16 protein-coding genes are annotated in these 13,560 nt (G+C 54.6%); 10 read left to right on the forward strand and 6 right to left on the reverse strand.

From position 1 onward, the window contains the following. The first annotated feature begins 31 nt into the window (after nucleotides 1-31). The 3 genes from secB to cysE all read left to right on the forward strand — a co-directional run bounded on the left by secB (nucleotide 32) and on the right by cysE (nucleotide 2,408). Entirely contained in the window at nucleotides 32-502 is a 471-nt protein-coding gene (gene secB, locus NR195_RS20715) for a protein-export chaperone SecB (RefSeq protein ID WP_010258229.1), read from the forward strand. Beyond that, nucleotides 502-1,518, forward strand: a complete 1,017-nt coding sequence (gpsA, locus tag NR195_RS20720) for an NAD(P)H-dependent glycerol-3-phosphate dehydrogenase (RefSeq protein ID WP_010258227.1) — start codon at nucleotides 502-504, stop codon at nucleotides 1,516-1,518. The genes secB and gpsA overlap by 1 nt, the downstream gene beginning before the upstream one ends. A 68-nt stretch (nucleotides 1,519-1,586) precedes the next feature. Continuing rightward, nucleotides 1,587-2,408 carry a serine O-acetyltransferase gene (gene cysE, locus NR195_RS20725; RefSeq protein WP_010258225.1) on the forward strand — a complete coding sequence of 274 codons (822 nt, stop codon included), beginning with the start codon at nucleotides 1,587-1,589 and terminating at the stop codon, nucleotides 2,406-2,408. Here cysE and trmL read toward each other — a convergent pair. The 3 genes from trmL to cpxR are packed head-to-tail and all read right to left on the reverse strand — an operon-like array spanning nucleotide 2,405 to nucleotide 4,988. Further along, nucleotides 2,405-2,878 (reverse strand): tRNA (uridine(34)/cytosine(34)/5-carboxymethylaminomethyluridine(34)-2'-O)-methyltransferase TrmL, encoded by a 474-nt coding sequence (trmL, locus tag NR195_RS20730; protein ID WP_010258223.1) that lies wholly within the window; start codon nucleotides 2,876-2,878, stop codon nucleotides 2,405-2,407. The two genes, cysE and trmL, sit on opposite strands and share 4 nt — an antisense overlap. Nucleotides 2,879-2,913: 35 nt before the next feature. Next, nucleotides 2,914-4,293: an envelope stress sensor histidine kinase CpxA gene (gene cpxA, locus NR195_RS20735; RefSeq protein ID WP_010258221.1), complete on the reverse strand. Its 1,380-nt coding sequence runs from the start codon at nucleotides 4,291-4,293 to the stop codon at nucleotides 2,914-2,916. Beyond that, nucleotides 4,290-4,988, reverse strand: coding sequence for an envelope stress response regulator transcription factor CpxR (gene cpxR / locus NR195_RS20740; RefSeq protein WP_009088062.1), 699 nt, complete (start codon nucleotides 4,986-4,988; stop codon nucleotides 4,290-4,292). The genes cpxA and cpxR overlap by 4 nt, the downstream gene beginning before the upstream one ends. Nucleotides 4,989-5,136: 148 nt before the next feature. On the opposite strand from cpxR, the gene cpxP reads away from it, so the two are divergent. The 6 genes from cpxP to NR195_RS20770 all read left to right on the forward strand — a co-directional run bounded on the left by cpxP (nucleotide 5,137) and on the right by NR195_RS20770 (nucleotide 10,638). Further along, complete coding sequence (gene cpxP / locus NR195_RS20745) at nucleotides 5,137-5,646, forward strand: cell-envelope stress modulator CpxP (RefSeq protein WP_010258214.1); 510 nt, start codon at nucleotides 5,137-5,139, stop codon at nucleotides 5,644-5,646. A 455-nt stretch (nucleotides 5,647-6,101) separates the two neighbouring features. After that, nucleotides 6,102-6,257: a general stress protein gene (locus NR195_RS20750; RefSeq protein ID WP_010258211.1), complete on the forward strand. Its 156-nt coding sequence runs from the start codon at nucleotides 6,102-6,104 to the stop codon at nucleotides 6,255-6,257. Nucleotides 6,258-6,496: 239 nt separating this feature from the next. Further along, on the forward strand, nucleotides 6,497-7,399 hold the full coding sequence (gene fieF, locus NR195_RS20755; RefSeq protein WP_256844871.1) for a CDF family cation-efflux transporter FieF: 903 nt from the start codon (nucleotides 6,497-6,499) through the stop codon (nucleotides 7,397-7,399). Between the two features lie 207 nt (nucleotides 7,400-7,606). Then, the gene (pfkA, locus tag NR195_RS20760; protein ID WP_003851263.1) at nucleotides 7,607-8,569 is read left to right on the forward strand and encodes a 6-phosphofructokinase; all 963 of its coding nucleotides are present in this window, start codon (nucleotides 7,607-7,609) and stop codon (nucleotides 8,567-8,569) included. Nucleotides 8,570-8,712: 143 nt separating this feature from the next. Next, the gene (locus tag NR195_RS20765) at nucleotides 8,713-9,702 is read left to right on the forward strand and encodes a sulfate ABC transporter substrate-binding protein (protein ID WP_010258203.1); all 990 of its coding nucleotides are present in this window, start codon (nucleotides 8,713-8,715) and stop codon (nucleotides 9,700-9,702) included. Nucleotides 9,703-9,864: 162 nt separating this feature from the next. Continuing rightward, nucleotides 9,865-10,638 carry a CDP-diacylglycerol diphosphatase gene (locus NR195_RS20770; RefSeq protein ID WP_256844872.1) on the forward strand — a complete coding sequence of 258 codons (774 nt, stop codon included), beginning with the start codon at nucleotides 9,865-9,867 and terminating at the stop codon, nucleotides 10,636-10,638. A gap of 27 nt (nucleotides 10,639-10,665) precedes the next feature. Here the strand turns inward: NR195_RS20770 and tpiA are convergent, their stop codons facing one another. Together tpiA and NR195_RS20780 are read right to left on the reverse strand one after the other, a co-directional pair. Then, nucleotides 10,666-11,433, reverse strand: coding sequence for a triose-phosphate isomerase (tpiA, locus tag NR195_RS20775; RefSeq protein ID WP_033759211.1), 768 nt, complete (start codon nucleotides 11,431-11,433; stop codon nucleotides 10,666-10,668). A 120-nt stretch (nucleotides 11,434-11,553) separates the two neighbouring features. Then, nucleotides 11,554-12,144 (reverse strand): DUF1454 family protein, encoded by a 591-nt coding sequence (locus NR195_RS20780; protein WP_033773144.1) that lies wholly within the window; start codon nucleotides 12,142-12,144, stop codon nucleotides 11,554-11,556. Between the two features lie 98 nt (nucleotides 12,145-12,242). Here NR195_RS20780 and NR195_RS20785 point away from each other — a divergent pair, with 98 nt between their 5' ends. Next, nucleotides 12,243-12,677 carry a DUF805 domain-containing protein gene (locus tag NR195_RS20785; RefSeq protein ID WP_010258192.1) on the forward strand — a complete coding sequence of 145 codons (435 nt, stop codon included), beginning with the start codon at nucleotides 12,243-12,245 and terminating at the stop codon, nucleotides 12,675-12,677. On the opposite strand, the gene fpr is transcribed toward NR195_RS20785, so the two are convergent. Then, on the reverse strand, nucleotides 12,668-13,414 hold the full coding sequence (fpr, locus tag NR195_RS20790; RefSeq protein ID WP_033773140.1) for a ferredoxin--NADP(+) reductase: 747 nt from the start codon (nucleotides 13,412-13,414) through the stop codon (nucleotides 12,668-12,670). The two genes, NR195_RS20785 and fpr, sit on opposite strands and share 10 nt — an antisense overlap. Nucleotides 13,415-13,560 lie beyond the last annotated feature (146 nt).

The following is a 13,560-nucleotide window of genomic DNA, read 5'->3' on the forward strand; positions in this document are numbered from 1 at the left end:
CCGGACAATCTCATACATAGGATTTGGTCACATGTCAGAACATAACACCAACGAAATGCAATTCCAGATTCAGCGCGTATTCACCAAAGACATCTCTTTTGAAGCGCCAAATGCACCGCAGGTTTTCCAGAAAGAGTGGGAACCGGACGTTAAACTGGATCTGGACACTGCATCTTCTCAGCTGGCTGACGAAGTTTACGAAGTGGTACTTCGTGTGACTGTAACCGCCACCGTGGGCGAAGAGACCGCTTTCCTGTGTGAAGTTCAGCAGGCCGGTATTTTCACCATCAGCGGTATTGAAGGAACGCAGATGGCACACTGCCTGGGCGCATACTGCCCGAACATCCTGTTCCCGTACGCACGCGAATGCATTACCAGCCTGGTATCACGTGGTACCTTCCCGCAGCTGAACCTGGCACCGGTTAACTTTGATGCGCTGTTCATGAACTACCTGCAGCAGCAGCAAGGTGAAGAAGGTGCTGAACCACATCAGGATGCCTGATGACAACTCACGCTTCGATTAGCGTCATCGGTGCCGGTTCATACGGCACCGCTTTGGCGATTACGCTGGCCCGCAACGGCCATCCGGTGCTGTTGTGGGGACATAACCCGGCGCATCTGGCGCAGCTTCAGAGTGACCGTTGCAACACCGCTTTCCTGCCTGATGTCCCGTTCCCCGACCATCTTTCTCTTGAACCTGATCTGACCAAAGCTATTGCTGCCAGCCGCGATTTATTGATCGTGGTGCCGAGTCATGTGTTTGGCGAGGTGCTGCAGCAGATCAAGCCTCATCTGCGGTCAGACTCGCGTATTGTCTGGGCGACCAAAGGGCTGGAAAAAGAGACCGGACGTCTGCTGCAGGATGTGGCGCGGGAAATTGTCGGCGATGACATTCCGCTGGCTGTAATCTCCGGACCGACCTTTGCGAAAGAGCTGGCAGCCGGATTACCGACGGCTATCGCGCTGGCCGCAACGGATGCGCAGTTTGCTGAGGATCTGCAGCAGAAGCTGCACTGCGGTAAGAGCTTCCGCGTTTATAACAACCCTGACTTCATCGGCGTACAGCTGGGCGGCGCGGTAAAAAACGTGATTGCTATCGGTGCCGGGATCTCTGACGGGATTGGTTTTGGCGCGAATGCGCGTACCGCACTGATCACCCGCGGTCTGGCTGAAATGAGCCGGCTGGGCGCCGCGCTGGGTGCCGATCCCACCACCTTTATGGGGATGGCGGGTCTGGGCGATCTGGTGCTGACCTGTACCGATAATCAGTCGCGTAACCGTCGTTTTGGCATGATGCTGGGCCAGGGCGAGGATGTAGATAGCGCGCAACGCATTATCGGACAAGTTGTAGAAGGCTACAGAAATACCAAAGAAGTCAAAGCATTGGCTGCCCGTTTTGGTGTGGAAATGCCGATCACCGAGCAGATTTATCAGGTGCTGTATTGCGAAAAACCGGCGAGAGATGCAGCATTGAGTCTGCTGGGACGAACAAGGAAGGACGAAAACAGCACTGGCTAACGCAGGACGCGTAGCATCATCACCTGCAGCGCCCATTCAGGCGCTTTTTTTATCGGGAGAAAACAGCAATGTCGTCTGATGAGTTAGAACTGGTCTGGAATAATATCAAAGCAGAAGCGCGCGCCCTGGCTGATTGTGAGCCGATGCTGGCCAGCTTCTTCCACGCGACATTGCTCAAGCATGAAAATCTCGGTAGCGCACTGAGTTATATGCTGGCCAACAAGCTGGCTAACCCGATTATGCCCGCCATCGCCATTCGTGAAATCGTTGAAGAAGCCTACCGTGAAGATCCGTCGATGATTATGTCAGCGGCGTACGATATTCAGGCGGTGCGCCAGCGTGACCCGGCAGTCGATAAATACTCCACGCCGCTGCTCTACCTCAAAGGTTTTCACGCCTTACAGGCCTACCGCATTGGCCACTGGCTGTGGAATGAAGGCCGGCGCGCGCTGGCGGTTTATCTGCAGAATGAAATCTCCGTCTCCTTTGCCGTCGATATTCATCCCGCCGCCAACATCGGCCACGGCATCATGCTCGACCATGCCACAGGCATTGTGATTGGTGAAACCGCCGTGGTTGAGAATGATGTCTCGATCCTGCAATCGGTTACGCTGGGCGGAACCGGCAAAACCAGCGGCGATCGTCACCCGAAAATCCGTGAAGGGGTGATGATTGGTGCCGGTGCGAAAGTCCTGGGCAATATTGAAGTTGGCAAGGGAGCCAAAATCGGTGCCGGTTCCGTGGTGTTACAGCCCGTGCCGCCGCACACCACTGCAGCAGGCGTACCCGCGCGAATCGTTGGTAAGCCAGGCAGTGAAAAGCCGTCGATGGATATGGATCAGCACTTTAATGGCAGCCTGGCGGGTTTTCAGTTTGGCGACGGCATCTAGTCTTTAATCAGCGCGCCCGCATAATCAAGCTGGCGCCACGCTTCATAGACCACCACCGATACGGCGTTCGACAAATTCATACTGCGGCTTTCCGCTTTCATCGGGATACGGATTTTCTGCTGAGCCGGTAACGCCGCTAAGATCTCAGCCGGAAGTCCACGGCTCTCCGGGCCAAACAGCAGATAATCGCCAGCCTGATACGCTACGGCACTGTGTGCGGGCGTACCTTTGGTCGTCAGCGCAAACAGACGCTCAGGCGACTCTGAGGCGATAAACGCCTGATAGTCGGCGTGGAATTTAATGGCAGTAAATTCGTGGTAATCCAGCCCGGCGCGGCGTAAACGCTTGTCATCCCAGGCAAAACCAAGCGGCTGAATCAGATGAAGCTGAAAGCCAGTATTGGCACACAGGCGGATGATATTGCCGGTATTCGGCGGAATTTCTGGTTCAAACAAGACAATGTTAAGCATAAGGCCCCCGATGACAGGGGCCGAAGCATAACAAATTATTGACGAGCGGAGGAGTAGAGCGGCAACCAGAGGGTCAGACGCAGGCCGCCCAATGGGCTGTCATCCGCTTTAACCCAGCCGCGATGTTGCTGCACTGCCGTTTCAACAATCGCCAGGCCAAGACCGGTGCCGCCTGATTCGCGATCGCGTGCTTCATCGGTACGGTAGAAAGGCCGGAAAATCTGTTCACGATCTTCCGGACTCACGCCTGGACCATCGTCATCAACGTGTACCGTGATGCCGGAAATATCGACGGAGAAGCTGACGCTGATATGGGTGTGTGAATAGCGCAGCGCATTGCGTACGATATTTTCCAGCGCACTCTCCAGCGCATGGGGGTTACCATAAAGCGGCCACGGGCCAGGCGGATAGGGGATATCCATCTTCTTGCCCATCTGCTCCGCTTCGAAGCGGGCATCTTCCAGCACCCCATTCCACAACTGATTCGCCTTCATCGCTTCGCTGACCAGCGCATTTTTATGCTGGGTGCGCGACAGCACCAGCAGATCGTTAATCATGCCATCAAGACGCTGTGCTTCCATCTCAATGCGGCCCAGCTCTTTGCCTTCACCCTGGCGCCGACGCAGCAGCGCGGTAGCCAGTTGCAAGCGGGTGAGCGGGGTACGAAGCTCATGGCTGATATCTGATAACAGACGTTGCTGACCGGTCATCATCCGCTCCAGCGCACTGACCATCTGGTTAAAGCTGGAACCCGCCGCCAGAAACTCCTGTGGGCCCGATTCCAGTTCCGGATGCTGACGCAGGTTTCCGCTTGCGACTTCGTCGGCAGCATATTTCAGCTTACGTGCCGGACGTGCCAGGCTCCAGGCCAGCCAGAGCAGCAGCGGGGAGCTGATGAGCATGGTGACGATAAGCAGTAACAGGGGACGGTCAAACAGCAGATTCACGAAATCGAGCTGGGAACTGTTGGCGGGACGAATCATGTAAAGCTGGTAGTTATCTTCGCCATCCCGAACGGCGAAAGGCCCTACCAGCTCAACACGACCATATTTCTTCTTCTGCGGATGATCGGCATTGTCAGACTGGCCGATAAAATTGCGGATAACCTGCATTTCGTTATGTTGCGCGCCGATCACCCGACCTTCACTGGTGACTAACAGCAGCCGCTGACCCGGCGGTGCCCACTTTTCCACTGCCCGAAACAGACGACGCCACCACATCAGATCGTTAGGGGGATCCTGTGACAGCTCTGCTTCGACGTGTTGCTCAATCATGATGCCCTGCCGCTGTTCACTCTCCAGCAGCGAGGTCATCTGTCGTGAATCGAGCTTGGGCACCATTAGCACCAGCATCAACACCAGCGCCAGCGTCAACCAGAAGATGGCGAAGATACGGGTGGTCAGACTTCCAATCATGATGCCGAAACCATCAGATAGCCGCGGCCACGTAAGGTTTTGAACCAGGGATGGCCGTCACGGCGTTCAGGCAGCTTGCGACGCAGATTGGAGATATGCATATCAATAGCGCGGTCAAAAGGCGTCAGGCGTTTGCCCAGCACTTCCTGACTCAGGTGCTCACGCGACACCACCTGGCCCAGATGCTGCGCAAGCAGATAGAGCAGGGTGAACTCCGTGCCGGTCAAATCCAGCGTCACATCATCAAAACTGGCCTCCTGACGGCCGGGATTGAGACGCAGGCAGTCCACTTCCAGCGTAGGCGAGCTATTGTCGTGTTGCTGCTGCTGTTCACTCCAGTTTGAGCGCCGCAGAATAGCGCGGATACGCGCCACCAGTTCACGATCGTTAAACGGCTTAGGCAGATAGTCATCTGCGCCCAGTTCGAGGCCCAGTACGCGATCCAGCTCGCTGCCGCGCGCCGTTAGCATGATGACGGGGGTTTGATGTTGCTGACGCAGTTCTTTCAGGGTGTCGATACCGTTTTTCTTCGGCATCATGACATCCAGTAAAAGCAGATCAATTGAGTTATCGAGCAGGTTCAGCGCTTGTTCACCATCGCTGGCTACCACCACTTCAAACCCTTCCATTTCTAACAGTTCTTTTAAAAGCGAAGTTAATTCGCGATCGTCATCTACCAACAGGATTTTATTCATTTTTGTAGCCCTCCGCAGGCAAAATACCGTGTTCCTGGCGCACCTATCCATCGCTTTACGTAGTTTTACACCCCCTGACGGATGTTTGCAGCTGTCGCCGTACACTGGCTCTCGTTGAATCGCAAAACGGAACGAACTGGAGTACACGATGCGCAAATTAACCGCCGTCGTCCTTGCCTCAGCGATGGCTCTGAGTGTCGCCAGCGCAGGTGCTAAAGATGCGACGACGATTGACGAGATGCATCATGGCGGATTGCCGACAGGCAGTATGACGCAAAATCCGCAAAGCCACATGTTCGATGGCATCGAGCTGACTGAAGAGCAACGTCAGCAGATGCGTGACCTGATGCAACAGGCCCGACATGAGCGCCCGGTTGTCCATATTGACGATATCGCAGCACTACATGAGTTAGTGACTGCAGACCAGTTTAACGAAGCGGCCATCCGCGAGAAGGCGGAAGTGATCGCCAGAGTTCAGGTTGAACAGCAGGTCGAGATGGCGCGCGTACAGAATCAAATGTTCCAGCTGCTAACGCCAGCCCAGCAGTCGGCGTTACAGCAGAATTACCAGCGGCGACTTAATGAGCTGCGACAGTTTTCGAATTTGCAGTCAGCGTCATCGCTGCAGGCAGTGAGTAGTACCAGCAGTAACCAGTAACATAGTATCCCTGTTTTCCTTGCCATAGACACATCCCTGTCTTCCCCCGCCATGATGGTGGGGGTTTTTTTTATCTTTTTTTCACTTTTTTTATTTTGACTGGAATCATCACCCCGCAATAAAACCCTTGTTTGATTAGCGCTTGTTGAGCTTTTATGGGTAAGTCTCACCGATTCCTTACTATTCAGGTCATGACTTAAATTTAAGCCTACCGGTAAGGGTTTTACCGCCTGTTAAATATTATAACTCACTGAAAGTGAATGAATTACAGGCAGGCATAGAAAGATTTAATTATATTTTTCAATGAGATAAATCCCCCGCGTTACGCTTGCCGGTTCAGGCGCACCCTCTACACTTAATCCTGTCACTGCAGGGAAGTTAAGTGTCTTTGCGAAGTCTCAGGGAGCAGCAACCACATTATGTAGTCCTGAATGAATCTATTAACGGAGTAAGTTATGGCAGAGCATCGTGGTGGTTCAGGTAATTTCGCAGATAATCCGCAAAAAGCGTCTGAAGCCGGTAAGAAAGGCGGCCAGAGTAGCGGCGGCGGAAATTTCAAAAACGATCGTGAAAAAGCATCAGAAGCCGGGAAAAAAGGCGGCAAAAAGTAGTCGCCGGCCCTTTCTCAGCCCGGACCTGGGCCTGAATGTGGCCTGGTACTGATGTGTATGACACTTTGCCCCGACCTCCCACAGAGGCCGGGGCTTGTTTTTTTGTACCTGTCGCGCCTTCCCAAAAAAGCCTGATCCGTTGATCGACCCGCTAAGCAGTGCCCGCTTCCCGATGTTAAACTTGAGCCATTCATTCATTTTGATGCGCATCATCACTGATGCCGCACAGGGAACCTGGCATGCAACCCTCTTATGGCCGACTGGTAAAGCGTGCTGCGCTCGGCGCGACCATTCTTGCGTCTGTGCTGTTGTTCGTGAAAATTTTTGCCTGGTGGTACACCGGTTCGGTGAGTTTACTGGCCTCTCTGGTGGATTCACTGGTGGATATCGCCGCCTCGCTGACCAATCTGCTGGTGGTGCGTTATGCACTGCAGCCTGCTGACGAAGATCATACTTTCGGGCACGGCAAAGCGGAGTCGCTGGCAGCGCTGGCGCAAAGTATGTTTATTTCCGGGTCGGCGCTGTTTCTGTTTCTGACCGGCCTGCAGCATCTGGCGACGCCCAATGAGTTGCGGGCGCCCGGCGTCGGTATTGTAGTGACCGTGGTGGCGCTGAGTTCAACGCTGGTGCTGGTGGCCTTTCAGCGCTGGGTGGTTCGTAAAACCCGCAGCCAGGCGATCCGGGCTGACATGCTGCACTATCAGTCCGACGTCATCATGAATGGCGCTATTTTGGTTGCGCTGGTGCTGAGCAGCTATGGCTTTGCCCGGGCGGATGCCCTGTTTGCGCTGGGCATTGGTATTTTTATTCTCTACAGCGCACTGCGTATGGGCTACGAGGCGGTTCAGTCATTGCTGGATCGCGCGTTACCGGAAGAGGAACGGCAGCAAATCCTGACGCTTGCGACAAACTGGCCGCAGGTGCAGGGCGTTCACGATCTGCGAACCCGTCAGTCCGGGCCGACCAAATTTATTCAGCTGCATCTGGAACTGGAAGATCAGCTGCCACTGGTGCAGGCGCATCGGGTAGCCGATCAGGTTGAGAAGGCGTTACGCAAAGAATTTCCCGGCTCAGACGTAATTATCCATCAGGATCCCTGTTCTGTGGTACCGTTCGAGAGAGAGGATTCTTTAGGTTTTTAACTTAAATGAATCAAATCGATACGGCAGGGATGACGTAACGCTAACATTGCTGCAAAAAATAGTGAAAAGTTGTCTGACCTGAATCAATTCAGCAGCAAGCCTTTGATATACTATCTGCCATCACGTGTCGCGCGAGTCGTAAAATGAGCTTCAGCAGCGATCGACAGGCAGGATTAACCCTTAGTTTTGAACAATCCAGAGGTTGTCATGATCAAAAAAATTGGTGTATTAACCAGCGGCGGTGACGCCCCAGGCATGAACGCAGCTATTCGTGGCGTGGTGCGTTCCGCGCTGAGTGAAGGACTGGAAGTTTTTGGGATCTATGACGGTTACCTGGGATTGTACGAAGATCGCATGATCAATCTTGATCGCTACAGCGTTTCCGACATGATTAACCGCGGCGGCACTTTCCTGGGCTCAGCACGCTTCCCTGAATTCCGTAATGAAGATGTGCGTCAGGTTGCCATTGAGAACATGAAAAAGCGCGGCATTGATGCGCTGGTTGTTATTGGTGGTGACGGTTCCTACATGGGGGCTAAGCGCCTGACTGAAATGGGCTTCCCGTGCATTGGTCTGCCAGGCACCATCGATAACGACGTTGCCGGAACGGATTACACTATCGGTTATTTCACTGCACTGGAAACCGTGGTTGAAGCGATTGACCGCCTGCGTGATACCTCTTCATCGCATCAGCGTATTTCGATTGTGGAAGTGATGGGTCGCTACTGTGGCGATCTGACACTGGCGGCCGCCATTGCGGGTGGCTGTGAGTTCATCGTACTGCCTGAGTTCCCGTATACTCGTGAAGAGCTGGTAGCGGAAATCAAAGCGGGCATCGCCAAAGGTAAAAAGCACGCTATCGTGGCGATTACCGAGCACATCTGCGATATCGACGATCTGGCGCGTTTCATCGAAACAGAAACCAAGCGTGAAACCCGTTCTACCGTTCTGGGCCACATTCAGCGTGGCGGTGCACCTTGTGCGTATGACCGTATTCTGGCCTCACGCATGGGGGCCTACTCCATTGAACTGCTGATGCAGGGTTACGGCGGCCGTTGCGTGGGTATTCAGAACGAGAAGATGGTGCATCACGACATCGTCGACGCCATTGAAAATATGAAGCGTCCGTTCAAACGCGACTGGCTCGACACCGCGAAAAAACTCTATTAATTCCTCTTCGGGGTGTGCGACCTGGCGCGCCCCGGCATCCCGCCTCTATATTCCCCATGGTTATAACAGCTTATTTTTAATTCTTTTAGCTCTGTATTGGTTTATGTCACGCTTAGCCCATAACGACATTGGGAGAGTGCGTAATGAACAAGTGGAGTATCGGCGTTACCCTGTTGCTGGCCTCAACCAGCGTTCTGGCGAAAGACATTCAGCTGTTAAACGTTTCCTACGATCCAACGCGTGAGCTGTACGAACAGTACAACAAAGCGTTCAGTGCGCACTACAAACAGGAAACCGGCGATAATGTCGTGGTCCGTCAGTCGCATGGCGGTTCCGGTAAGCAGGCGACCTCCGTGATTAACGGCATTCGGGCGGATGTGGTCACACTGGCGTTGCAATCGGATGTTGATGCCATTGCAGAACGCGGTCGTATTGATAAAAACTGGATTCAGCGTCTGCCGGACAACTCTGCGCCCTACACCTCGACCATTGTCTTCCTGGTTCGTAAAGATAATCCTAAAGGCATCCATGACTGGAGCGACCTGACGAAGCCAGGCGTATCTGTTATTACCCCTAACCCGAAAACGTCCGGCGGCGCACGCTGGAACTATCTGGCGGCCTGGGGCTGGGCGCTGGATCATAACAACGGCGATCAGGCTAAAGCGCTGGCTTACGTCAGAGCGCTGTTTAAAAACGTTGAAGTGCAGGATTCCGGCGCACGCGGCGCAACCAACACCTTCGTTGAGCGCGGGATTGGTGATGTGCTGATCGCCTGGGAAAATGAAGCCTATCTGGCGGTTAACAAGCTGGGCAAAGACAAGTTCGAGATTGTCACTCCGAGCGAATCGATTCTGGCGGAACCGACCGTGTCGGTGGTCGATAAAGTGGTAGATGAAAAGGGGACGCGTAAGGTCGCCGACGCTTATCTGAAATACCTCTACTCGCCAGAAGGCCAGACTATCGCTGCACAGAACTACTACCGTCCGCGTGATGCTGAAGTCGCGAAGAAATTCGCCAGCACCTTTGCGCCAGTGAAGCTGTTTACCATTCAGGACAAGTTTGGTGGCTGGACACAGGCTCAGAAAGCCCACTTCGCCGATGGCGGCAGCTATGACCAGGTCATGAAACCGTAATGCGCTGCGGTCAGCGCATCCCTGCGCTGACCGCTTATCCTCCACAACCACGCCTTTTCTCCTTCTCCGCCCAGCCGCTGGGTTATCTGCCAGAATTCCCCGTGACATTTTTTTCTCGCCAGGCGAGGATGCAGGCTGCTAAGCCATTCAGGAAGCGTTGTTATGCCGACACATCGTCGTGCAACCCGCCTGGTTGCGGTTCTGCTGGTACTGGTCATTTCGGGGATGCTGGCTGCCGCACTGCATTTCAAAAAGAACAGTGATGCGTTGTGGCAGATCGTCAGCGAGAAATGTCTGCCTCACCAGCAGAGTGGTGGAGAACCTGCGCCCTGTCAGCGCGTCGATCAGCGGCATCGCTATGCCATGCTGAAAGATATGCACGGGCCGTTGCAGTATCTGCTGCTCCCGCTCGACAGGATCACCGGCATCGAAAGCCCGCGGTTACTGCAATCCGCTACGCCCAACTACTTTGCCCTTGCCTGGGATGAGCGGACTCTGCTTGCGCAGCGACGCGGCTCACCTATTGACGATCGGGTCCTGTCACTGGCTATCAATTCACAGTATGGCCGCACGCAGAATCAGCTCCATATTCATATCTCCTGCCTGCGACCCGATGTGCGTCAGCAGCTTGATCAGCTGACGCCGCAGCTTAGCGGGCGGTGGCAGAGCATCACGCTGCGTAAGCACCGCTACTGGCTGCGTGCATTGACCCCGGACGAGCTGACCCGGCAGAGTGCGTTTATCCGACTGGCCGATGAGCGGCCAGAGGCACGCAGTGAGATGGGGAAATATGGGCTGGCACTGGCTGAATTAAGTGATGGACGACTGGTGCTGATGGCGATAGAGCGAAACTGGCTGCTGCTGAACAGCGGTTCGGCGGAGGAGGTACAGGATCACGCCTGTCAGCTGATAGCGCCCATAAAAAAGGCGGCTTAAGCCGCCTTTAATCGGTACGTTTACTGCTTAGGCGCTTTTTGCAGCCGCAGCAGCTTTAACGATCACAGCGAAAGCGTCCGCTTTCAGTGAGGCACCGCCAACCAGCGCGCCATCGATGTCAGGCTGGGTGAAGAGCTCAGCCGCATTTTTATCGTTAACTGAGCCGCCGTACTGGATGATGACCTGTTCTGCGATAGCCGCATCTTTCTTCGCGATATGGTCACGAATGAATTTGTGAACGGCCTGAGCCTGAGCAGGGGTGGCAGATTTGCCGGTACCGATGGCCCAGACTGGCTCATAAGCGATGACCGCATCTTTAAACGCTTCGGCGCCCTGACTTTCCAGAACGGCATCCAGCTGACGAGCGCAGACTTCTTCGGTTTTACCCGCTTCGTTTTCCGCTTCGGTTTCACCAATGCACAGCACCGGTACCAGGCCCACTGACTTCAGCACTGCGTATTTCTTCGCGATGAATTCGTCGCTCTCTTTGTGGTAAGTGCGGCGCTCTGAGTGACCGATAATGATATATTTCGCGCCGATATCTTTCAGCATCTCTGCGGAAACTTCACCGGTAAACGCACCAGACAGGTTAACGTCTACGTTCTGCGCACCCAGTGCGATGTGGCTACCGGAGATGGCGTGTTTTGCCTGCTCGAGATAGAGAGCTGGCGGTGCAATGGCGACGCCACAACCCTCAACGCCAGACAGTTCCTTGCGCAGACCGGCGATCAGTTCAGCTGTGATCTGCTTGCTGCCATTCAACTTCCAGTTACCCATAACCAGTGGATGTCGCATTCTATCCTCCGCATAAAGCGATACATGAAAAATCGCTGCCAGCTGGCAGCGTTGTCTGCCAGACAGTATAGAGATCAAATGTAGCGATGGCTTTGCTTTTCGTCATTTTCGGCCTCATCATCAGGGGCTGGCGAGCGCCAGTTTGACCGGCTCAATGGCGAAGGTCAGCCCCTTGTCGCCGTTGTCAGCCACCACAAAACGCAACGCGCCCTCGACCTGCGCAAAGTAGGGTAAATCCTTACCTTGCTTCAGCAAACCCTCCAGCTTTTTACGTCCCTCATCGGCGCTCAGTCCCGGTACAAAGAAGCGCAACATGGCGGTCATGTAGGCCAGCGCTTTTTGCTGTGAGGCGTTCTGATCCGGACCTGGCAACGGTAGCCAGGTAATCTGCAGCGTCTTAATTTTGCCGGTACCGGGCTCCAGCGCGGTAGACGCATAGAGAGTTTCATTGATTTTGCTGGCGGCGCGCGTCAGGGTGCTTTTGTCACCCCGATTATCAATGGCGCGATATTCCGGCAGCATCAGCGCCCCGTTGGCCTGATTATACTTTTCGCGGAACTGGCCGATAGTCATATCAAAGGTGGGGGCGCCCGCCAGCAGATAGGGGGCGGTGGGCAACGCATCGGCCCGATCCTGCGGTGGCGGATCGGCGGCAAAGACCGGAACCGTCAGCGCAAACGATAACAGCAGTGCGCCAGGCAAATTCTTCATTTTGTCGATCCTAACCCGTAAACTCAGGCGCAAATTAAAACGGTTTTTATCCGCGAGGTCAAAACCGCAGCGGTTCTCTTCTCTCTGGATGATAATGCATGACGTTACAACAATGGTGTTTTTCCTGGCGCGGCCGGCTGGGACGACGTGATTTCTGGATCTGGCAGGCGGTCTGGTTGCTGACAACAACCCTGTTATTCGCGTTAGCGGCTAACGACTGGCTTGATACTCAGATGGCGGCCTTTGGCGTGGTCTGCCTGCTGTGGCCCGCCAGCGCGGTTATCGTTAAACGGTTGCACGATCGTAATCGCCGCGGCTACTGGGGATTTCTGGTGATTGTTGCCTGGCTGCTGGTGGCAGGGAACTGGAGCATGCTGGACGGCATATTGCCCTGGCTGTTGGGTCGCGCCATTCCGTTTGTGTTACTGGCTGGCCTGCTGCTCGATCTCGGTCTCTTTCGCGGTACCCCCGGCGCTAACCGGTTTGGTACCGCGACTCAGCCGGTGAGATACCGGCAAACGGCTCACCAGTAATGTTCGCTGGTGATATGGCCCGGCTTACGCTTCAGGTGCTTGCGCATCTCGCGCGTCTCTTTCAGTAATTGCTGAGTGTCACGCACCATCTGCGGGTTGCCGCACAGCATCACATGGCTGCTGTCGGCATCCAGGCTTAACCCGGTGGCGCGCTCCAGCTCACCGTTTTCGATCAACGCCGGGACCCGGCCAGTCAGCGAACCGGCGATCTCTTCGCGACTCACCACCGTCTGGATGTGCAGCTTGCCTTGATAATGTTGTTGCAGCTGCTGCATCAGCGGCAAAAAGCTCAGGTCGGCCGCATAGCGTGCAGCATGGACCAGCACGATGTTTTCAAAGCGATCCAGCCCTTCGCCCTGCTGTAGCATCGACAGGTAGGGGCCAATAGCGGTGCCGGTTGCCAGCATCCATAAGGTTTTGCATTCAGGGACCTCATCCAGCACAAAGAATCCTGCCGCTTCTTTGGTGACCATCACCTGATCGCCAGGCTGAAGTGCCTGCAGATGCGGACTCAGTTTGCCCTCTGGCACGGTGACCAGGTAAAACTCCAGCAGATCATCTTTCGGCGCATTGACGTAAGAGTAAGCGCGCTGTACCCGCTCACCGTCGATTTCCAGTGCCAGCTTGGCAAATTGCCCGGCGATAAAGGGATCGATGGGCGCTTTTACCCGGAGACTGAACAGCGCATCCGTCCAGTTTTTCACTTCCTTTACTTCAGCATTGACCCACTCAGCCATAATCACTCCCTGGTTGTTGATTATTCAGGCAGGTCACTATTTTCGCGGCTGCCCGGTGAGATTGCCAGCCTGCGCCGGGGCAAAGGCTCTAATCGACAAACTGTTACTTTGTCTTTACAGGCTGGCCCATAAACTTGACAGGCGCA

It is taken from the genome of Pantoea sp. Ft-CA_14 (assembly GCF_024520875.1).
In the GTDB taxonomy this organism is placed as follows: Bacteria; Pseudomonadota; Gammaproteobacteria; order Enterobacterales; family Enterobacteriaceae; genus Pantoea; species Pantoea agglomerans.